At 66.5% G+C, this 19,865-nt stretch carries 18 protein-coding genes; 16 read left to right on the plus strand and 2 right to left on the minus strand.

Annotation, left to right across the window (positions count from 1 at the left end; genetic code table 11):
• The first annotated feature begins 10 nt into the window (after positions 1–10).
• From BLR19_RS07745 to BLR19_RS14820, 7 genes are all read left to right on the plus strand, one after another.
• Positions 11–2,104, plus strand: a complete 2,094-nt coding sequence (locus tag BLR19_RS07745) for a S46 family peptidase (RefSeq protein WP_091750373.1) — start codon at positions 11–13, stop codon at positions 2,102–2,104.
• A gap of 174 nt (positions 2,105–2,278) precedes the next feature.
• Positions 2,279–4,357, plus strand: coding sequence for a S46 family peptidase (locus BLR19_RS07750; protein ID WP_091749361.1), 2,079 nt, complete (start codon positions 2,279–2,281; stop codon positions 4,355–4,357).
• The gene (locus tag BLR19_RS07755) at positions 4,354–4,863 is read left to right on the plus strand and encodes a GNAT family N-acetyltransferase (RefSeq protein ID WP_091749364.1); all 510 of its coding nucleotides are present in this window, start codon (positions 4,354–4,356) and stop codon (positions 4,861–4,863) included. Before BLR19_RS07750 ends, BLR19_RS07755 begins: the two co-directional genes overlap by 4 nt.
• Positions 4,864–4,909: 46 nt before the next feature.
• Positions 4,910–5,485, plus strand: a complete 576-nt coding sequence (locus BLR19_RS07760; protein ID WP_091749367.1) for a TetR/AcrR family transcriptional regulator — start codon at positions 4,910–4,912, stop codon at positions 5,483–5,485.
• Complete coding sequence (locus BLR19_RS07765) at positions 5,485–7,185, plus strand: MFS transporter (protein ID WP_055805792.1); 1,701 nt, start codon at positions 5,485–5,487, stop codon at positions 7,183–7,185. The genes BLR19_RS07760 and BLR19_RS07765 overlap by 1 nt, the downstream gene beginning before the upstream one ends.
• Before the next feature lie 13 nt (positions 7,186–7,198).
• Positions 7,199–8,314: an HlyD family secretion protein gene (locus tag BLR19_RS07770; RefSeq protein ID WP_091749370.1), complete on the plus strand. Its 1,116-nt coding sequence runs from the start codon at positions 7,199–7,201 to the stop codon at positions 8,312–8,314.
• Between the two features lie 50 nt (positions 8,315–8,364).
• Positions 8,365–8,541 carry a hypothetical protein gene (locus tag BLR19_RS14820; RefSeq protein WP_174085204.1) on the plus strand — a complete coding sequence of 59 codons (177 nt, stop codon included), beginning with the start codon at positions 8,365–8,367 and terminating at the stop codon, positions 8,539–8,541.
• Between the two features lie 7 nt (positions 8,542–8,548).
• On the opposite strand, the gene BLR19_RS07775 is transcribed toward BLR19_RS14820, so the two are convergent.
• A complete protein-coding gene (locus BLR19_RS07775; RefSeq protein WP_228763748.1) occupies positions 8,549–8,752 on the minus strand; it encodes a hypothetical protein in 204 nt (67 codons plus the stop codon).
• Between the two features lie 193 nt (positions 8,753–8,945).
• Here BLR19_RS07775 and BLR19_RS07780 point away from each other — a divergent pair, with 193 nt between their 5' ends.
• From BLR19_RS07780 to BLR19_RS07795, 4 genes are all read left to right on the plus strand, one after another.
• Positions 8,946–10,037 (plus strand): site-specific DNA-methyltransferase, encoded by a 1,092-nt coding sequence (locus tag BLR19_RS07780; RefSeq protein WP_091749373.1) that lies wholly within the window; start codon positions 8,946–8,948, stop codon positions 10,035–10,037.
• A 211-nt stretch (positions 10,038–10,248) separates the two neighbouring features.
• On the plus strand, positions 10,249–11,361 hold the full coding sequence (locus tag BLR19_RS07785; protein ID WP_091750376.1) for a glycosyltransferase family 4 protein: 1,113 nt from the start codon (positions 10,249–10,251) through the stop codon (positions 11,359–11,361).
• Positions 11,362–11,478: 117 nt separating this feature from the next.
• Positions 11,479–12,894, plus strand: coding sequence for a VWA domain-containing protein (locus BLR19_RS07790; protein WP_176758306.1), 1,416 nt, complete (start codon positions 11,479–11,481; stop codon positions 12,892–12,894).
• 148 nt (positions 12,895–13,042) lie between these two features.
• Positions 13,043–15,190 carry an amylo-alpha-1,6-glucosidase gene (locus tag BLR19_RS07795; RefSeq protein WP_091749380.1) on the plus strand — a complete coding sequence of 716 codons (2,148 nt, stop codon included), beginning with the start codon at positions 13,043–13,045 and terminating at the stop codon, positions 15,188–15,190.
• Between the two features lie 3 nt (positions 15,191–15,193).
• Here BLR19_RS07795 and mutY read toward each other — a convergent pair whose 3' ends face one another.
• Positions 15,194–16,243, minus strand: coding sequence for an A/G-specific adenine glycosylase (gene mutY, locus BLR19_RS07800; RefSeq protein WP_091749383.1), 1,050 nt, complete (start codon positions 16,241–16,243; stop codon positions 15,194–15,196).
• Positions 16,244–16,263: 20 nt separating this feature from the next.
• On the opposite strand from mutY, the gene BLR19_RS07805 reads away from it, so the two are divergent.
• The 5 genes from BLR19_RS07805 to BLR19_RS07825 all read left to right on the plus strand — a co-directional run bounded on the left by BLR19_RS07805 (position 16,264) and on the right by BLR19_RS07825 (position 19,855).
• The gene (locus BLR19_RS07805; RefSeq protein WP_091749386.1) at positions 16,264–16,818 is read left to right on the plus strand and encodes a DUF721 domain-containing protein; all 555 of its coding nucleotides are present in this window, start codon (positions 16,264–16,266) and stop codon (positions 16,816–16,818) included.
• 107 nt (positions 16,819–16,925) lie between these two features.
• Complete coding sequence (locus BLR19_RS07810) at positions 16,926–18,020, plus strand: PAS domain-containing protein (RefSeq protein WP_091749389.1); 1,095 nt, start codon at positions 16,926–16,928, stop codon at positions 18,018–18,020.
• Positions 18,021–18,476 (plus strand): response regulator, encoded by a 456-nt coding sequence (locus tag BLR19_RS07815; protein WP_084375344.1) that lies wholly within the window; start codon positions 18,021–18,023, stop codon positions 18,474–18,476.
• Between the two features lie 107 nt (positions 18,477–18,583).
• A complete protein-coding gene (locus tag BLR19_RS07820; protein WP_039246870.1) occupies positions 18,584–19,228 on the plus strand; it encodes a DsbA family protein in 645 nt (214 codons plus the stop codon).
• A 15-nt stretch (positions 19,229–19,243) separates the two neighbouring features.
• A complete protein-coding gene (locus BLR19_RS07825) occupies positions 19,244–19,855 on the plus strand; it encodes a thioredoxin domain-containing protein (protein ID WP_091749392.1) in 612 nt (203 codons plus the stop codon).
• The last annotated feature ends 10 nt before the right edge of the window (positions 19,856–19,865 follow it).

Raw genomic sequence — 19,865 nt, forward strand, 5'->3', positions numbered from 1 at the left:
CCACGCCTTCATGTCCTTGCCCTCGCTTCGTCTCACCGCCTCGCTGGCCGCGCTCGGCGCCGCCACCGCCGTCCTGTCCGCGCCCGCGACCTCCGCGCGCGCCGACGAAGGCATGTGGACCTTCGACAACTTCCCCATCGCCACGGTGAACGAGAAGTACGACACCAACATCGATCAGGCGTGGCTTGACCGCGTGCGCAACGCCGCCGTCCGCCTGCAGGGCTGCTCGGCCTCGCTGGTGTCGAACGAAGGCCTGGTGCTGACCAACCACCACTGCGTCGTGTCGTGCGTTCAAGACCTGTCCACGGCCCAGAACGACTACGTCAAGAACGGCTGGATGCCCGCCACCCGCGAGGAAGAGAAGAAGTGCCCCGGCCAAACGGCCGAGATCCTGACCGACATCGTCGACGTCACCGACCGCGTGACCGGCGCCGGCGCCGGTCTTGAGGGCGCCGCCTTCGTTCAAGCCCGCGCCGCCGAGATCGACAAGATCCAGAAGGAGACCTGCGGCGACGATCAGAAGCTGACCTGCCAGGTCATCAGCTTCTACCGCGGCGGCCAGTACAAGCTCTACAAGTTCCGCAAGTATGACGACGTGCGCCTGGTCTTCGCGCCCGAGTTCCAGGCGGCCTTCTTCGGCGGCGACCCGGACAACTTCAACTTCCCGCGCTACGCCCTGGATGCCGGCTTCCTGCGCATCTACGAGGACGGCAAGCCGGTCGCGACGCCCAACCACCTGACCTGGAACGCCAATGCGCCCAAGGAAGGCGATGTCACCTTCGTCGCCGGCAACCCCGGCTCGACCCAGCGCCTGCTGACCGTGGCCCAGCTGGAAACCCTGCGTGACCAGCAACTGCCCATCAGCCTGATCCAGACCTCGGAACTGCGCGGTCGCCTGCTGGAATATTCGACCACCGGCGAAGAGGCCAAGCGCGTCTCGGTCGATCCGATCTTCGGCCTTGAGAACGGTTTCAAGGTCAACTACGGCCAGCAGGGCGCCCTGACCGATCCGGCCTTCATGGCCACCAAGCGCCGTGAAGAGCAGGAGCTGCGCCAGCGCGTCGCCGCCGACCCGGCCCTGGCTCAACGCATCGGCGATCCGTGGGCCGATCTGGAGCGCGCCTCGACCGCCCAGCGCGACCTGTATCTGCCCTATCGCCAGCTGGAATCGGCGGCCGGTCAGCGCTCGTCGCTGTACAGCTACGCCAAGGCCATCGTCCGCGCCTCCAAGGAACGCGCCAAGCCCGTCGCTGAACGCCGCGCCGGCTATTCGGACGCCGACATCGCCTCGCTGGGCCGTCGCCTGGCGACCGAGACGCCGATCTCGAACGACCTGGAGAAGATCTATCTCGATTTCTGGCTGTCCAAGACCCGCGAATATCTGACGGTCGACAACGCGAACGTGAAGGCGCTGCTGGGCAAGGAAAGCCCCGAGCAGATCGCGGAGCGTCTGGTCGACGGCACGCGCCTGGCCGATCCCGCCTTCCGCGCCCAGGCCCTGGCCATGACGCCGGAACAACTGGCCGCCTCGGGCGACCCGCTGATCCAGTTCGTCCTGGCCAATGACGATGCGGCTCAAGCCGTCCGCACCCAGTGGGAATCGGCCGTGTCCGGTCCGACCAGCCGCGCCGGCGAAAAGATCGCCCAGGCCCGGTTCGCGGTTTACGGGACCAACCTTTACCCCGACGCGACCTTCAGCCTGCGCCTGTCCTATGGCCAGGTGAAGGGCTGGACCTATCGCGGCGTGACGGTCGAACCCTTCACCCAGATCGGCGGCCTTTATGAGCGCAACACCGGCGCCGAACCCTTCAACGCGGCCGAGGACTGGCTGGCGGCCGAGGGCAAGGTCAACAAGTCGACCGTCTATGACTTCGTCTCGACCAACGACATCATCGGCGGCAACTCGGGCTCGCCCGTGATCAACGCCAAGGGCGAAGTCATCGGCGCCGCCTTCGACGGCAACATCCACTCGCTGGGCGGCAGCTTCGGTTACGACCCCGAGCTGAACCGCACGGTGACGGTCTCGACCGCCGCCATCACCGAGGCCCTGCGCAACGTCTACAACCAGCCGCGCCTGCTGCGCGAACTGGGCGTGCGTCGCTAGAAGACAACGAAGAAGTCTCCTCCCCGCCGCGCGGGGAGGCGGACCGCGAAGCGGTGGAGGGGCTCTTCACCACCGCACGATCGCCTGTAAAGCAAGAGCCCCTCCGTCACGACGCTGAAGAAGCGCCGCGCCACCTCCCCGCAATGCGGGGAGGAGACTTAAAGGACACCGCACATGCGCCCTCTTCTCCTCGCCTCCGCCGCCGTTCTCGCGTTCGCCGCCGCCACCTCGGCCAGCGCCGAGGAAGGCATGTGGACTTACGACAATTTCCCCATCGCCCGCGCCAACCAGACGCTGGGCACGAATATCGATCAGGCCTTCCTGGATCGGGTGCGGCTGTCGTCGGTGAAGTTCGGCGGCTGTTCGGCGGGCGTGGTGTCGGGCCAGGGCCTGGTCATGACCAACAACCACTGCGTCGCCACCTGCGTGGCCAACCTGTCCACGCCGCAGCAGCAGTACGGCGAGACGGGCTTTACGCCCAAGACACGCGAGGAAGAACGCAAATGCCCCGGCGCCACGGCCGAGATCCTGACCGACATCTCCGACGTCACCGAGCGGATGCACAAGGCCGGCGAAGGGCTTGAGGGCCAGGCCTTCACCCAGGCGCGCGAGGCCGAGGCCGGGCGGATCGAGACCGAAGCCTGCGGAAACGATTCCAAGATCCGCTGCCAGGTCGTCAGCCTGTACCGGGGCGGTCAGTTCAAACTCTACAAATACCGCAAATACAGCGATGTGCGCCTGGCCTGGGCGCCGGAAGACCGCGCCGCGACCTTCGGCGGCGACCTGGACAACTTCTCCTTCCCCCGCTTCGCCATCGATGCCGCCTTCATCCGCCTGTACGAAGACGGCAAGCCGGTCGAGACGCCGATCCACTTCGCCTGGAACGCCGACAAGCCGACCGAGGGCGAGGCCGTCTTCATCACCGGCAATCCCGGCGCGACCCAGCGCCTTCTCACGATGGACCAGCTGGCCACGATCCGCGACGTGGTCCTGCCGCTGGATCAGCTGATCGCCTCGGAGCTGCGCGGCCGTCTGATCCGCTATTCTGAAGAGGGCGAGGACCAGGCCTTCATCGCCATGGACCCGATCGTGGGCGTGGAGAACACCTACAAGCGCGGCCTGGGCCGGATGCGCGCCCTGACCGACGCCCAGTTCATCCAGGCCAAGGCGGCGGCCGAGGTCGACTTCATGCAACGCTACGCCGCCGCCAACGGCAATGGTCCCGATCCGTGGGGTGCGCTGGAAGCGGTCCAGCCCATTGCGCGCGAACTCTATGCGCCGACCGCCCTGCTGGAAGGCGGCACGGGTCTGGGCACCACCTCCGTTGCCGGCGGATCGCAGCTGTTCCAGTGGGCCAAGGCCATCATGCGCGGCGCGCAGGAGCGGGCCAAGCCGTCGGACCAGCGTCTGGCCGAGTTCGCTGACAGCCGCCTGCCGGGCGTCGAATCCGCCCTGTTCGCCGAGCGGCCGACCTATCCCGAGCTGGAGCAAATCCGGCTGGAATGGTGGCTGTCCAAGACGCGCGAATGGCTGACGGTCGACAGCCCCCATGTCCGCACCCTGCTGGGCAAGGAAAGCCCTGAGGGTCTGTCGGCCCGCCTCGTCGCCGGGACCAGACTGGCCGATCCGGCCGTGCGTCGCGCCCTGTGGACCGGCGGTCTGGCGGCGGTTCAGGCGTCGGACGATCCGATGATCCAGTATGTGCTGTCGATAGACGCGGACGCCCGCGCCGTCCGCACGGAATGGGAGAATAAGGTCAAGGCGCCGACCGACCGCGCGTCGGAACAGCTGGCGGCCGCCCGCTTCGCCGCCTACGGCGACGCCGTCTATCCCGACGCCACCGGCACCCTGCGTCTGACCTATGGCAAGGTCGAAGGCTCAGACGTGCCGGGCCAGCGATTTTCTGCCTTCACCACCTTCGCCGGGCTGTGGGACCGCGCCACCGGCGCCGAGCCGTTTAAGGTCGCGCCCAAGCTGATGGCCGCCAAGGACCGGATCGATCCGAACGCGGTGATGGACATGGCCGTCTCGACCGACACCATCGGCGGTTCGTCCGGCTCGCCAGCAGTCAACGCCCGAGGCGAGATCATCGGGGCCAACTTCGATTCGACCGTCCTGACCCAGCGCAACGCCTATGGCTACGACCGCAACACCAACCGCAGCGTGATCGTCACCACCCAGGCCGTCACCGTGGCCCTGCGCGACGTCTATGGGATGGATCATCTGCTGGCGGAGCTGGGCGTCAGCCGGTGACGGAGATCGCCGTCCGCGTGGCGACGCCCGACGACGTCGCTGCTCTGCATCCGCTGATCGAGCGGGCCTATCGCGGCGACACCGCCAAGGCCGGCTGGACGCACGAGGCGGACATGCTGTTCGATGATCGCACCAGCGCGGCGGAACTGGCGTCGCTGATCGGCGATCCCGACCGGGTCATCCTGCTGGCCCATCGCGACGGCACGCTGATCGGCTGCGTCCAGGTCGCCCGCGCCGGCGACGACCTGGCCTATCTCGGCATGCTGACGGTCGAGCCGACCTTGCAGGCGTCCAGCCTCGGCCGTCGTCTGCTCGCGGCCGCCGAAAGCGAAGCGGTCGCGCGTTTCGGCGCCCGTCGCATGGAGATGACCGTCATCCACCGACGGGCCGAACTAATCGCCTGGTACGAACGACGCGGTTACGCCCCGACCGGCGAAACCCGCTCCTTCCCCGTCGATCCGCCCCGGCCCGAGCTGGATTTCGTGGTGCTGGAAAAAACGCTCTAGCCGCCCCTTGTAAAACGGACAGTCGTGTCCATTTACGCGCCTCACCATGACGCGCCCTGCTGAAAAACCTGTCCGCAAGGACGCCGCTCTGAACCGGGCGGCGGTGCTGGAGGCCGCGCGCGCGGTCTTCGCCGACCAGGGGCTGGATGCGCCCCTGGATCTGATCGCTGAGCGGGCTAGGGTGGGGCGCGGCACCCTTTATCGGCACTTCTCAGACCGCACGGAACTGGCTCTGGCGGTGCTGGAGGCCGACGTCGCGGACCTGGGTCGGCGCACCGCCGATCAGGGCGATGATCCGCAGGCCTTCTTCTGGTTTCTGGACCAGCTGGCCGAGGACATGGTGCGCAATGCGGGACTGGCCGGCGTCGTGCGGAACGTGCGGTCGCCAGATGCGCTTACCCCCTTGCGGCAGAGCTTGATGGAGGCGGGGGCCGCACCGCTGGAGCGGGCCCAGGCCGCCGGCCTGGTGAGGGAGGATCTGCGGCCGATGGACATCCGTCTGATCGCCACCCTGCTGGGCGCCGGTTTTCAGGGCGCGGACGAAGCCGAGCGCCAGGCCGTGTCGTTGCGCACCCGCGCGCTTGTGCTCGACGGGCTGAGACCGCGCAGGGAGCCGCGCTGATGGCCCGCAACAACTGGCACCTGCCCTGGGAACAGTATGTCGAGACGCTGAAGCCGCACGAGCGGCCGATGATGCCCGGCTCGCCCGCCACGCCCGATCACTCCTGGCCGATGCGAATCCAGTACGCCCTGACCGGCCTGCTGGTCGCCATGGTCGGATCGCTCGGCAACGCCGCCGTCACCGCCAACATCCAGAACCTGCAAGGCTCGCTGGGGATCACGATCACCGAGGCCGCCTGGCTGCCGGTCGTCTTCGTCATGACCAACGCCTGCATGAATCTGATCCTGGTCAAGTTCCGGATGCAGTACGGCCTGCGCCTGTTCACCCAGATCTTCCTGGGCGCCTTCGTGCTGGTCTGCGCGGCCCACCTGTTCGTCGACAACTATCAATCGACCCTGCTGGTCCGGGCCATCGCCGGCATGGCGGGCGCGGGGCTGAGCAGCCTGGGCTTTCTTTATATCATCCAGGCCTTCCCGGCGGCGCATAGGCTCAAAGGTCTGATCATCGGCATCGGCCTGGCCAGTTTCGCCGTGCCGATTTCGCGCCTGGTCATGCCCGGCCTGCTCCAGCTGGGCGACTGGCGCGCCTTCTACATGTTCGAGCTAGGCCTGTGCCTGGTCGCCTGGGGCGCGGTGCAGGTGGTCAAGCTGCCGCCGTCCGAGCGGCTACGCGTATTCGACCGGCTGGACTTCCTGACCTTCGCCCTGTTTGCGCCAGGCGTGGCCCTGCTGTGCGCGGCCCTGGGTCTGGGGCGCATCGTCTGGTGGACGCAAGCCGCCTGGATCGGCTGGGCCCTGATCGGGTCCGTCATCCTGCTGACCGCCGCCTTCCTGGTCGAGCACAATCGCAAGAACCCGCTGATCAACACCCGCTGGCTGACCGGGCCGGACCTGCTGCGCCTGTTCGGGGCGATCCTGCTGATCCGCATCGTGCTGTCGGAACAGACATCCGGCGCGGTGGGCTTCCTGACCGTCGTCGGCCTGGGACCGGATCAGCTTCACGGCCTGTTCGTCGTCATCCTGCTTTCGATGATCGCAGGCACCCTGGTCAGCGCCTTCACCCTGAATATGGAAAAGCTGAACAAGCCGATCGCCATCGCCCTGGCGCTGATCGCGGTCGGCGCCTGGATCGACAGCCATTCGACGGTCCTGACGCGCCCAGCGCAGCTGTATTTCAGCCAGGCCCTGATCGCCTTCGCCTCGGCCATGTTCATCGGCCCGGCGCTGATGATCGGCATCGTCAAGGTGCTGACCCAGGGCAAGCAGAACCTGATCAGCTTCATCGTCATGTTCAGCGTGCTTCAGAACGTCGGCGGTCTGGCGGGTTCGGCGCTGACCGGGACGCTTCAGATCCTCCGCGAGAAATACCATTCCAACCAGCTGGCGGCCGGGATTTCGGCGCTGGACCCGCAGGTCGCCTTGCGGCTGCGCCAGCTGTCGGGCGCCTATGCCTCGACGATAACGGATCCCGCGCTGGCGAACGCCGAAGGCGCCGTTCTGCTGGGCCGACAGGTGACGCAGCAGGCCAATGTGCTGGCCTACAACGACGTCTTTCTGGTCATCGCCGTGATCGCGGCCCTGGGCTCCGCCTGGGTGACCGTCACCCACCTGCGGCCGCGCTGGAAGGCGCGCCGCGACGCCAAGAACAACAACAATGCAGACGCTGCGGTTCAGAGCGCCGCCGTCGCCGCCGCCGACTGAACCGAGACCCACAATGACCGACGCCGCCCCGCCCGCCCCCGCCTCATCCGCCCCCGCCGCCCCGCAAGCGCCCGCCGCTGCTCCACCTGCGCCTGCGCCGAAGAAGAACGTCATGTGGACCGTCATCGCCGCCGGTGTCGCCCTGCTGGGCGTCCTGATGGTGCTGTACGCCTGGCAGTTGCCGCCCTTCCGGGGCGCGATACAGCGCACGGACAACGCATATGTGCGCGGCCAGGTGACGATCATCAGCCCGCAGGTGAACGGCTATGTCGTCCAGGTGCCGGTCCAGGACTTCCAGACCGTCGAGCAGGGACAGTTGCTAGCCCAGGTGGACGACCGCATCTATCGCCAGCGGCTGGAGCAGGCCGAGGCCAGCCTGCATTCGGCCCAGGCGGCCCTGTCCAACTCGACCCAGACCCAGGCGTCGGCGCGCGGATCGGTGGCCCAGCAGCGCGCCTCCATCGCCGCCGCCGAAGCGACGCTGACGCGGGCCCAGGCCGACGCCAACCGCGCCCGCACCCTGAAGGCCGGCGGCTGGGTCGCCCAGGCCAATGTGGACGTCGCCGAAGCCGCCCTGCGCAGCGCCCAGGCCCAGGTCGCCCAGGCCCGCGCCGCCGAAGGCATCGCCCAGACCGGCGTCACCTCCGCCGTCGTCGGCCGCGACAGCCTGGCCGCCGCCGTCGAGAACGCCCAGGCCGCCGTGCGCCTGGCTCAGATCGATCTGGCCAACACCCGCATTGTGGCGCCCCGCGCCGGTCGCCTGGGCGAGATCGGCGTGCGTCAGGGCCAGTATGTGACGGCGGGAACCCAGCTGATGGGTCTGGTGCCGGACGTGGTCTGGGTCACGGCCAATATGAAGGAGACGCAGATGAAGAACATCCGCGTCGGCCAGCCGGTCGAGATCACCGTCGACGCCCTGGGCGGCCAGACCCTGCGCGGCCATGTCGAACGCATCGCCCCCGCCGCCGGATCGGAGTTCAGCGTCATCCGTCCCGACAACGCCACCGGCAACTTCACCAAGGTGGCCCAGCGCATCCCGGTCCGCATCCGCATCGACCCGAACCAGCCCGCCGCCGAGCGTCTGGCGCCGGGCATGTCGGTGGTGGCGAAGGTGAATACGGCTGGCTGACGGAACGCGCCGCTCTCCATCGCGCTACTGTCCCAGCTACGGAGAGCACCATGGACCGCGAACAGACCAAGGGTCGTGAAGAGAACGGCGCCGACCCGGCCGGCAAACCGGACGCCCTGACCTCTGAGAAGGCCACAAAGGCGGTCGGTCAGGCCGAGCGCCAAAGCGCGGGACCAGACGGCCCGGACGCCGCTGAGATCGGCGACACCTTCAAGCGCAAGCCCTGACGCCGGATCAGGCCGATCGCGGCGACAGGCTGGCGGCGAGCAGATGCACGTCGTGCGCCCGCATCCGCTCGAAATTGCCCAGCCCCAAGGCCAGGGCGCGCATGATCTCCGTCTGGCGCGTATGTTCGGGATGGGCGGGCAAGGACGGCTCCGCCCGCGCCAGCTCCGCATCCAGTTCGGCCATCATATGGGCCAGGATTCCGTCGTTCATCTGATCCTCCATCACGCCGCCGACCGCCGCAGACAGTTAGAGCACATACGGAACAAATCCGGAACACGCTGACCCAAGAAGGCTGTGGATGGCGCGGTCGGATCGCAAAATCGTCCGGCTGACCCTGCCGTTTAATCCAACTTAACCACAAGGATTCACCATAGTGGTCTCACTGTTGCGGGGCCGCGTTTCCATGTCCGATCTGAAGACCCCTGTCCTCGCCAAGGACGTCATTTATCGTGGCGACTGCATCGAGGTGCTGAAGAGCCTGCCCGACGCCTCGGTGGACATGGTCTTCGCCGATCCGCCGTATAATCTGCAGCTGGGCGGCGACCTGCTGCGTCCCGACAATTCCAAGGTCGATGCGGTCGATGACGACTGGGACAAGTTCGCCAGCTTCGCCGACTATGACGCCTTCACCCGTGCCTGGCTGGCGGAATGCCGCCGGGTCCTGAAGCCCGAGGGCTCGATCTGGGTGATCGGCAGCTATCACAACGTTTTCCGCCTGGGGTCCGCGATCCAGGACCTGGGCTTCTGGGTTTTGAACGACATCATCTGGCGCAAGTCCAACCCGATGCCGAACTTCAAGGGCACCCGGTTCACCAACGCCCATGAAACCCTGATCTGGGCCGCCAAGTCGCGGGATCAGAAGCGCTACACCTTCAACTATGATGCGCTGAAGGCCTTCAACGAAGACACACAGATGCGCTCCGACTGGACCTTCGCCCTGTGCACAGGCGAGGAGCGGATCAAGGACGCCGACGGCAAGAAGGCTCATCCAACCCAGAAGCCCGAAGCCCTGCTGCACCGCGTCCTGCTGTCGGCGACACGGCCCGGCGACGTCATCCTGGATCCCTTCTTCGGCACCGGCACCACCGGCGCGGCAGCAAAACGCCTCGGCCGCCACTACATCGGCATCGAGCGTGACGAGACCTATGCAGAGGTCGCCGAAACCCGCATCGCCTCGGTCATCCCTGCCCGCCCCGAAGACCTGATGGTCACAGGCTCCAAGCGCGCCGAGCCGAAGGTGCCGTTCGGCGCTCTGGTCGAGGCCGGCCTGCTGCAACCCGGCGACCGCCTGTACTGCCCAAAGGGTGAGCGCGAGGCGCGTGTTCGTGCGGACGGTTCGCTGGTTCACGGCTCGCTCAGCGGCTCGATCCACAAGCTGGGCGCGCTGCTGGAAAACGCACCGGCCTGCAACGGCTGGACCTACTGGCGGTTCAAGACCGACCAGGGGCTGAAATCCATCGACGCCCTCCGCTCGGAAGTTCGCGCCGCGATGTAAGCCCGCTGCGACCGCGCGTCGCGTAAGCCACATCAATCACTTAGCCGACAATGCGTCGCTGAAACGTACGATTTCGCACACTCATTACAGGTCAGCGTCGCTGTAACCCCGCGAAACCTATGCAAAAATTAGTCAGCTGCGGCGGAACTTCGCAGTTGCGAGACCATTGATGCCAACGGCCCGCCAAGATGCGGTGTCGGAGCACATCACCATGAAAATCGCGCAGATCACCCCGCTGTATGAGGCCGTGCCTCCCAAGCTGTACGGCGGCACGGAACGTGTGGTGGCGCATCTGACCGACGCCCTGGTCGATCTGGGCCACGACGTGACGCTGTTCGCCAGCGCTGACGCCCAGACCAAGGCGCGGCTAGTGCCCGTACGCGATCAGGCCATCCGCCTGGATCCGGCGCCGTTGAAGTCCGATCTCGCCGCCCACCTGTCGATGCTGGGCGAAGTTCTGGACCGCGCCGACGAGTTTGACGTCATCCACTTCCACACCGACATGGTCCACTTCCCGCTGTTCCAGAAATATGCGGACAAGACCCTGACGACTCTGCACGGCCGTCTGGATATGAAGGACCTGCCCGGCGTCTACGCGCGCTGGAGCGAATTCGGCCTGGTCTCCATCTCCGACGATCAGCGTAAGCCGCTGCATTTCGCCAACTGGAAAGCCACCGTCCATCACGGCATGCCGGGCGAACAGTACATCTTCTCCCCGAAATCCGAGGGCTATCTAGCCTTCCTGGGTCGCATCTCGCCCGAGAAACGCCCCGACCGTGCCATCGAGATCGCCACCAAACTGGGCAAGCGTCTGAAGATGGCCGCCAAGGTGGACGCCGCCGACAAACGCTATTGGGAAGAAACGATCCGCCCATTGGTTGAGGGCAATCCGCTGATCGAGTTCATCGGCGAGATCGGCGACCATCAGAAGTCCGCCTTCCTCGGCGGTGCCGAAGCCCTGCTCTTCCCCATCGACTGGCCGGAGCCGTTCGGTCTGGTGATGATAGAGGCCATGGCCTGCGGCACCCCGGTGATCGCCTTCCGCTGCGGCTCGACGCCCGAGGTCATCGAAGACGGCGCCACAGGCTTCCTGGTCGACACGATGGAGCAGGCGATCGCTGCGGCCGGACGCGTCCATCTGCTGGACCGCGAGGCCGTGCGCGCGCGCTTTGACCTGCGCTTCTCCGCCACCGCCATGGCGCGGCGCTATCTGGACGTTTACGGCGACCTGCTGGCGCGCCGTCCGTTTGCGGAGACTGCGCTGGACGATGTGGTCACCCCGCTGCGTCCGCGTGAAGACCGCAGCTTCGCCGCCATCGCCTGAAACCAACTCAGTCGGAACATCGTTGCAATCTTAAGTTAGTAACGGCGTTCACCCAAAAGTTAAGCTTATCCATTACTGTCGTCCCAAATCGGGGCGACGACTATGCAATGGAGAGCGATGAAGCGGCGGCTGGCGCATCTGCGCCGGAATACCGCGGGCAACATCGCGACCTTCTTCGCCCTGTCCGCCATGGGCCTGACACTGATGGTCGGCCTGGCCATCGACATCAATCGCTATGTCTCGGTCAGGAACCAGGTGCAGGAGGCGCTTGATGCAGCAGCATTGGGGGCTGCGGCGTCCCGAGCCCAGACCGTCAAGGAACTGGAAGCGGTCAGCGGTCCCTATCTAGAGGCCAATCTTAAGACTGGCCAACTGATCGATGGCTGGAAGACCAGCACTCAATACGTCGATGGCAAAATCGTCAGGGTGACTTTCAAGGGCGGGGTCAAGCCCATCTTCGCGGGTCTGGCCGGCGTCAAACAGTTCGACATCAACGCCCTGTCCGAGGCGACGCGCGGCGTGGCGCAAAAGATCGAGACCGTCCTGGTGCTCGATAACACCTGGTCCATGAGCGAAAAGGACAGCCGGTCGATCAAGCGGATCGATGCGCTGAAGACCTCGGCCAGTCTGCTGGTCAACGAGTTGATGGCGACCGAAAGCGACGAGGTCTCGATCGGCGTCGTGCCTTATGCGGACTACGTCAACGTCGGGATTGCCAATCGCAAGGCCCCGTGGATTTCCGTGCCCGACGACTATGTTCAGGAGCGCACCTGCACGACCAAGACGACCTACAGCGGCGGCACCCCCTACCCGTGCACCACCGTGCGCGACGGCGTCAGCGAGACCGGCACCTGCTATAAGGATCAGGTGGTCAAGACGGTCACGGTCCCGCCATATGCTTGCAACGTCAGCTACAAGTGGTTCGGCTGCGTCTATTCCCGCAACGTCGGCGCGACGCGGCTGAACGACCAGTCGCCGGCCACGCCCTATAAGGGTTTCTTGACGACGGGCCAGAGCTGCCTGAATGCGGTCAGTCCCTTGTCCAAGAGCAAGTCCAGCGTCCTGAACGCAATCAAGAACCTCGTCATCAATGTCGGCGGCTACAAGCCCGAGACGCACATTCCATCCGGCCTGATCTGGGGCATCAATCTGCTGTCGCCCACCGCGCCGTTCCAGGAAGCCGGGGCCTACGATCCCCCCAACCGCACGCCGCGCAAAATACTGGTGCTTATGACCGACGGTGTGAACACCCTGCGCTACCGCTCGTCGGACGGCGCCCACGTCGCCACGGTCAAAGCCAATGAGCTGGCGGCGACGGATGCCGATTTCGGTTCGATCTGCACCTACGCCAAGTCCAACAAGATCGAGGTTTTCACAGTAGGCCTGAACGTTCCGACGCAAAACGGACGCAATCTGCTCAGGATCTGCGCGACCGATTCCGACCACGCCTTCCTGGCCGAGGACAGCGCAGCCCTAGAGGCCGCCTTTCGTGAGATCGCGCGGTCCATCGGCGTCGTACGGCTGATCAAGTAAGTCTCTCGGGTCGCTGAGTGATGAAAAAGCACAGGTTCGCCTGAACCCGTCGGCGACTTGCCCATTAAAGTCTGCAAGCGGCCCCTGAGCGCCGCATTCGGGTGCGACACGTTCGGCCAAGGCCTCACAACGACGGGGAAGAGACCGCATGGACGACGCCTATTCCACTCAACTGACCGCCGGTGAATCGGTCGAGGCCACGGGTCTCGAACAGCTGATGGCGCTGAAGGAAGGCGATACCTTCCTGGTCGCCGACGGATGGGGCGACATGAAGGGCGGCGCCGACGGCCTGTTCGCGGGCGACACCCGCGTCCTGTCGCGCTGGGCCATGACCGTCGGCCTGCTGAAGCCGTCGCGCCTGTCGTCCGGCGTCAGCCAGGACAACGTCTTCTTCTCCTGCCACACCACCAACCGTCCCCTGCCCCCGATGGGCGGCCGGTCGGCTCCGGCTGGCGTGCTGCATATCGAGCGCCGGCGTTTCCTTTGGAACCGGCGGATGTTCGAGCGTATCCGCATGGTCAACCATGGGGTGGAGGACATCCTGCTGCCGCTGGCATTCGATTTCGGTGCGGACTTCTTCGATATCTTCCAGGTGCGCGGCACGCCTCGAGCCAAGCGCGGGACGATCCACACGCCGACCACCGACGGTCGCCGCGTCACCTTCCGCTACACCGGTCTGGACGACGTGGACCGATCCAGCTGCATCGCCTTTTCCGAACCGCCCGCGCGCCTGACGCATCAACGCGCCGAGTTCATGTTCAGCCTGCCCAAGGGCCGCTCGCTGGACCTGTTCATCGAGTGCGGCGTGGACGCCTGCGAGACGCCGGACGCCGATCGCTGGCGCCAGAACGCCATCCAGGCCCGCCTGGCCATGCGCGCCAAACGCCGGCGCGGCGCCTCGGTGCGCGGCCCGCGCAGCCCGCGCTTCAACGACTGGCTGGACCAGTCGCGCGCCGACATGGCGCTGTTGACGACCGACCTGCCGACCGGCCCCTATCCCTATGCCGGCACGCCGTGGTTCTCGACGCCGTTCGGCCGCGACGGCATCATCTCGGCCTGGCAAATGCTGTGGCTGGACCCGTCGCTGGCCAAGGGCGTGCTGACCTATCTGGCCTCGCGTCAGGCGACCGAGACCTCGCTCTACCGGGACAGCCAGCCTGGCAAGATCATGCACGAGACGCGCGGCGGCGAGATGAGCGCCCTGCATGAGGTGCCGTTCGGCCTCTATTACGGCGGGGTCGACACCACCTGTCTGTTCGTGGCCCTGGCCGGAGCCTACGCCAACCGCACCGGCGATCTGGATCTGATCCGCAAGCTCTGGCCCAATCTGATCGCGGCCGCCGACTGGATGCGCGACTATGGCGACAGCAACAATGACGGCCTGATCGACTACCAGCGCGGTGCCGACACCGGCCTGTCCAACCAGGGCTGGAAGGATTCCGAGGATTCCATCTTCCACGCCGATGGTCGCTTTCCCAAAGGTCCGATCGCGCTTCTGGAGGTCCAGGGCTACGCCTTCGCCGCCTGGAAAGCGCTGGGTGATCTAGGTGAGCGTCTGCACGACGACCGCACGACCGAATGGCGTATGCGCGCCGAACAGGTCCGCTCTCTGGTCGAGGAAAAGTTCTGGATGGAGGACGAGGGCTTCTACGCCGTGGCCCTCGACGGCGACGGGCAGCAATGTCGCGCCATCGCCTCCAACGCCGGGCACCTGCTGTTTACCGGCCTGCCGTCGCTGGAACGCGCGCGGCGTGTCACCAAGCGCCTGCTGACCGCCGAGTTCCGCACCGGCTGGGGCATCCGCACGCTGGAGGTCGGACAGGCCCGTTTCAATCCGATGAGTTATCATAACGGCTCGGTCTGGCCGCACGACACCGCCATGGCCGCCGCCGGCATGGCGGCTTACGGCGAGCGCGATGCGGTCGCGGAAATCCTGGCCGAGATCTACGCTGCGGCCGCCCACTTCCACCTGCGGCTGCCCGAACTGTTCTGCGGCTTCCCGCGTGAGCCGGGCGAACCGCCCATCGCCTATCCGGTCGCCTGCCTGCCTCAGGCCTGGGCGGCGGGATCGGTCTTCCTGATGCTTCAGGCGACCCTGGGCCTGTCGATCGACGCCTGGACCGAGACGGTCGATCTCTCTGATCCCGTCCTGCCCGCCGGTCTGGATCGTCTGAAGATCACAGGTCTGGAAGTCGGCGGCGCCGTTGTCGATCTGAATATCCAGCACGCCGACGGTCGCGCCGTGGTCATCCCGCATCACAAGCAGGGCAAGGTTTCGATCCGCACGTTGCGATAGGGGTCAGCCGAACAGATCAGGCCCGCTCGCCCGATCCAGCGCCTTGGCGAAGACCGTCGGCAGGGCCGCGCGCGCCGCCTCGAGCGACATCCAGCGATAGGGGCCGTCCGCCTGGCCGCGCGCGGTCATCACCGTCAGCGTCAGGCTGAAGTGGGTGAAGACGTGCTCCACCGCCCCCGCCTCGCGCCAGTCGGCCGCGATAGGCGCTGCGGCAGCAGGCTCGCCCGTCGTCCAGTCGCTGGTCGGCAGGCCCAGCATTCCGCCCAGCAGCCCTTTTTCGGGTCGCGTCTCGACTGCGACCCGCCCCAGTTCGTCGATCAGAACATAGGCCGCGCCCCGCCGATGCGGTCGGTCCGCCTTCTTCGTCTTCATCGGAAACCGGGCCGGGTCGCCCGTGGCCAGACCCAGGCATTCGCTGGCCACGGGACAGGTCCCGCACGACGGTGACTTGGGCCGGCAAACCGTCGCGCCAAGATCCATCAGCGCCTGCGCCCAATCGCCCGGCCGCTCGTCCGTGACGAACAGGCCCGCCAGCCGCCTCAGCTCGGGCCGGGCGGCGGGGACCGGCGTTTCGACCGCGAACAGACGCGCCATGACCCGCTCGACATTGCCGTCCACGACATTAGCCGCCCGGTCGAAGGCGATGGAGGCGACGGCTGCGGCGGTATAGGCGCCCACGCCCGGCAGGGCGAGCAGCGCCGCCTCGGTGTCCGGAAACACACCGCCATGCTCGCCCGCCACCGCCCGCGCACAGGCCAGCAGATTGCGGGCACGCGCATAGTAGCCCAACCCGGCCCAGGCCCCCATCACCTCCGCATCCTCGGCCGCCGCCAAGTCCGAGACCGTCGGCCAGCGCGTCGTGAAGGCGTGGAAATACGGCGTCGCATGCGGCACGGTCGTCTGCTGCAGCATGACCTCTGACAGCCAGACGCGGTACGGCTCGGTCCGCGGCGCGCCGACGGCGGCACGCCATGGCAGGCTGCGCGCATGCGCGTCGTACCAGGCCAGCAGCCGTGAGCGGATCAGGTCTATGTCGGGAGAGACGTCAGGCATCGGTCGGGCTATATAGACCCATGCGCCGCACGCTGCCCACAGACGCCGAGGTCCGCGAGATCCTGTCTCGTCGCCGCACCCGTCCGGTCCCCCGACCGGCGCCGCGCGCAGGCAAGGCGCTGACGCCCCTGATCAAGAAGCTGGACGAGCAGTTCGGACGCGGCGCAGGCGCGTTGGAACCCCGTTGGCGTGAGATCGTCGGCGATCGCCTGGCGCGCGTGACCCGACCTCAGAAACTGACCAAGGGCAAGGGCGGTCAGCCCGGCGTGTTGGAGTTGCGCGTCGCCGGCGCCGCCGCCCTGCTGATCCAGCACCAGTCCGAGGACATCCTGGCCCGCGTCAACCTGTTCCTGGGCGCCGGGACCGTGGATAGACTGCGCATCGCCCAGGGTCCGGTCGCCCCTTTGAAGGAAGCCGCCGCCCGTCCCAAACGCAGCGCCACGCCGCCGCCCCTGCCCGCCGAGGCCGAGGCCGATCTGGCCGCATCGATCGCTTCAGCCCCCGACGATCTGCGCGCCGCCCTGGCCCGGCTGGGCCGCGTCGCCCTGTCGCGCTCCGACATCAAGTCCGACTGAGCGCCGCGCCTTGGTTGGCAGTCGCCCCCCGGTGCTGTAGGAAGAGGTTGTAAAGCGACAAATATCCGCACGGCGCTTCCGGTCGCGCGCCTGTATTCCGAGTCCCGATGAAGCAGCAAGACGACTGGCGACTTACCGATGTCGTCGAACACGAAATCGGGCGTGGAGATCCGTTCGCCGCCGCCATACGCGGCACGCGCATGCCGATGGTCATCACCGACCCGCGTCGCGACGACAATCCGATCGTCTTCGCCAACAAGGCCTTCCAGGATCTGACCGGCTACGAGCGCGACGAGATCATCGGCCAGAACTGTCGGTTCCTTCAGGGGCCGAAATCCGACAAGGCCGCCGTCGCCAAGATCCGCGAAGCGCTTGAGGCCGGCGCCGACATCCACATCGATCTGCTGAACTATCGCAAGGACGGCAGCACCTTCTGGAACGCCCTGTTCATCAGCCCGGTGCGCAACGCCCGGGGGGAGATCGAGTATTTCTTCGCCTCGCAGCTGAATGTGACCGAGCGGATTGAGGCTCAGGTCTACGTCGAAAAGCAAAAGGCTTTGGTCGAACGCGAAGTCGCCGCCCGCACCGCCGATCTGCAAGAGGCGCTCGCCGCCAAGACCCTGCTGCTTCACGAGGTCGATCACAGGGTCAAGAACAACCTGACCATGATCGGCTCGTTGCTGCGGCTGCAATCGCGCTCGCTGTCCGATCCGGCCCTGACCGCCACCCTCGACTCCATGCTGGAGCGGGTGGACGCCTTAGCGACCGTTCACCGCAAACTCTATCAGTCCGAAGACGTCACCCAGTTCGACGTCGGCGCCTTTACCAACACCCTGGTCGCCGATGTGATTGGCTCGACAGGACGCACCGATATCGAGGTGTCCGTCGATGTGGAGCCCATGTTCATTCCCTCGACCCATGCCTCGTCGATCGGGCTGATCATCAACGAACTGCTGACCAATGCGATCAAGCACGGCTTCCCCGAGGATCGCGGCGGCCGATTGATCGTCTCGGCCAAAAGAACGGAACAAGGCGGCCGGGTCGTTGTTCAGGACGACGGCCCCGGCATTCCCGGCGCTGCGCATCAGGGATTGGGCAAGACTTTGATCGGTCGTCTTTCAAAGCAGATCGGCGGCAAGACGCTGTGGCTGCCAGCCGACCCCGGAACGCGCGCGGTCGTCGACTTCCCCGTGAGCGGCTAGGTGCGCGGCGCCGGGCCTCACTTCGACATCCTGGTCGTCGAGGACGAGGCCCTGCTTGTGATGGACCTCGAGGCGATGCTTGAGGACGAAGGCCACCGGCTGGTCGGAGAAGCCATGTCCCTGAGTGAGGTCGAGTCGCTGTCGCTCGACGCGCCGCCCGACATCGCCTTTGTCGACATCCAGCTGGCGGACAACTCCAGCGGTCTGGACGTGTGTCGCCTGATCAAGGATCGCTGGCCGTCCACAGCCGTCGTCTTTCTGACGGCAAACCCCAAGATGATCCCCGAGGACTTTCTGGGCGCGCACGGCGTGATCCCAAAGCCCTTCTCACGGTCCGGCCTGCTGTCGGCGATGCGCTTCATTCAGCAGGGCATAAGCGATCCGCCGCCCCGCCAGGACAGGCCGCAAAGTTTCATCCCCGCACCGGCGATCGATCGGGCCTGGGCGCGCGGATAAGGCGCTGTTGACAAAACTTCGCCGCACCTGTTCCAGACTAGTTCAGGGTTGCGCCATTCCCGGGGAATCGCGTGATCATCGCCAACGATCCGATCCGAGGAACCTTCATGGCCGACACTGAATCCCGCTTCGCCCGCATGAGCCGTCGTGCGGCCATCACCGGCGCCGCACTGGCGACCATGGCTCTGGCGGCCTGCGGCGGCGGCGCCAAAGGTGCGGCCGAGGGCGACATGGGTCTGGGCGCGCCCGAAGGCGCCAAGGTCACGGTGGTCGAATACGCCTCGGTCACCTGCCCCCACTGCGCCCTGTGGCAGAAGAACACCTGGCCGGCGTTCAAGGCCAAATACGTCGACACCAACAAGGTCCGCTACGTCTTCCGCGAACTGCCGACCCCGCCGGTCGACGCCGCCACCGCCGGCTTCCTGGTCGCGCGCTGCGCCGGCCCGGACAAGTATTTCGACGTGGTTCACCAGCTGATGGCGACGCAGCAGGAGATGCTGACATCCTCGCCGCGCGACTGGCTGCTGCGCACCGCCCAGGCCGCTGGCCTGTCCGAGCAGCAGTTCAACGATTGCGTCACCGACAAGGACGCCGTCGCCGCCATGGAGAAGCGCGTTCAGGCCGCCCGCGCCCAAGGCGTGACCGGCACCCCGGCCTTCTACGTCAACGAAACCCAGGTCATCTCCCCCGGCGGCGAAGGCGCCAGCCTGGCCGACCTGTCCACAGCCATCGACGCGGCCCTGGCCAAGTAACCGAGGCCAAATCAGATGATGCGACGCGCCTTCATCGCCGCCGGTTTCGCCTTCGCCGCCCTGACCGGCGGTTTGGCGACGCCGGCGCTCGCCGCCGATGCGCCCCCGCCCGTCACGGCCCAGGATCATATCCTGGGTCGGGCGAATGCGCCGGTCACGGTGATTGAATACGCGTCCTTCACCTGCTCGCACTGTGCGGACTTCCACAACACCGTGCTGCCGGCCTTCAAGGCCAAATACATCGACACCGGCAAGGTCCGGCTGGTTCACCGCAACCTGCCGACCGCGCCCGCCAATGTCGCCGCCGCCGCGGCTGCGGTCGCCATGTGCGCCGCACCCGAACGCTATTTCGACGTGGCGGCCGTCTTCATGCGCGATCAGGCCAACCTGCAGACCACCGGCGCCCAGCCCTGGTTCGCCGCCGGCATCGCCGCCAGCGGCAAGACTCGCGAGCAGATCGAGGCCTGCCTGAACGGCCCGACCATCCGCGCGGCCCTCGACGCCCAGATCGAAGGCGCGCGCGCCGCCGGCGTCACCGGCACGCCCACCTTCTTCGTCAACGGGACGATGGTGATGGAGCATTCGCTGGAGGCCCTGTCGGCCGCCATCGATCCGCTGATTCGGTAGTTCGTCGGGA

Origin of the sequence: Brevundimonas sp. 374 (genome assembly GCF_900102995.1) — a bacterium.
Classification (GTDB): Bacteria; Pseudomonadota; Alphaproteobacteria; order Caulobacterales; family Caulobacteraceae; genus Brevundimonas; species Brevundimonas vesicularis_C.

Bases quoted from the DNA above. Each gene is read 5' to 3' on its own strand.
- BLR19_RS07810 (WP_091749389.1), top strand. From the start codon at position 16,926: ATGAAGCAGCAAGACGACTGGCGACTTACCGATGTCGTCGAACACGAA.
- mutY (WP_091749383.1), bottom strand. From the start codon at position 16,243: ATGCCTGACGTCTCTCCCGACATAGACCTGATCCGCTCACGGCTGCTG.
- BLR19_RS07750 (WP_091749361.1), top strand. From the start codon at position 2,279: ATGCGCCCTCTTCTCCTCGCCTCCGCCGCCGTTCTCGCGTTCGCCGCC.
- BLR19_RS14820 (WP_174085204.1), top strand. From the start codon at position 8,365: ATGGACCGCGAACAGACCAAGGGTCGTGAAGAGAACGGCGCCGACCCG.
- BLR19_RS07790 (WP_176758306.1), top strand. From the start codon at position 11,479: ATGAAGCGGCGGCTGGCGCATCTGCGCCGGAATACCGCGGGCAACATC.
- BLR19_RS07780 (WP_091749373.1), top strand. From the start codon at position 8,946: ATGTCCGATCTGAAGACCCCTGTCCTCGCCAAGGACGTCATTTATCGT.
- BLR19_RS07805 (WP_091749386.1), top strand. From the start codon at position 16,264: ATGCGCCGCACGCTGCCCACAGACGCCGAGGTCCGCGAGATCCTGTCT.
- BLR19_RS07785 (WP_091750376.1), top strand. From the start codon at position 10,249: ATGAAAATCGCGCAGATCACCCCGCTGTATGAGGCCGTGCCTCCCAAG.
- BLR19_RS07825 (WP_091749392.1), top strand. From the start codon at position 19,244: ATGATGCGACGCGCCTTCATCGCCGCCGGTTTCGCCTTCGCCGCCCTG.
- BLR19_RS07795 (WP_091749380.1), top strand. From the start codon at position 13,043: ATGGACGACGCCTATTCCACTCAACTGACCGCCGGTGAATCGGTCGAG.
- BLR19_RS07765 (WP_055805792.1), top strand. From the start codon at position 5,485: ATGGCCCGCAACAACTGGCACCTGCCCTGGGAACAGTATGTCGAGACG.
- BLR19_RS07775 (WP_228763748.1), bottom strand. From the start codon at position 8,752: ATGAACGACGGAATCCTGGCCCATATGATGGCCGAACTGGATGCGGAG.
- BLR19_RS07760 (WP_091749367.1), top strand. From the start codon at position 4,910: ATGACGCGCCCTGCTGAAAAACCTGTCCGCAAGGACGCCGCTCTGAAC.
- BLR19_RS07820 (WP_039246870.1), top strand. From the start codon at position 18,584: ATGGCCGACACTGAATCCCGCTTCGCCCGCATGAGCCGTCGTGCGGCC.
- BLR19_RS07770 (WP_091749370.1), top strand. From the start codon at position 7,199: ATGACCGACGCCGCCCCGCCCGCCCCCGCCTCATCCGCCCCCGCCGCC.
- BLR19_RS07745 (WP_091750373.1), top strand. From the start codon at position 11: ATGTCCTTGCCCTCGCTTCGTCTCACCGCCTCGCTGGCCGCGCTCGGC.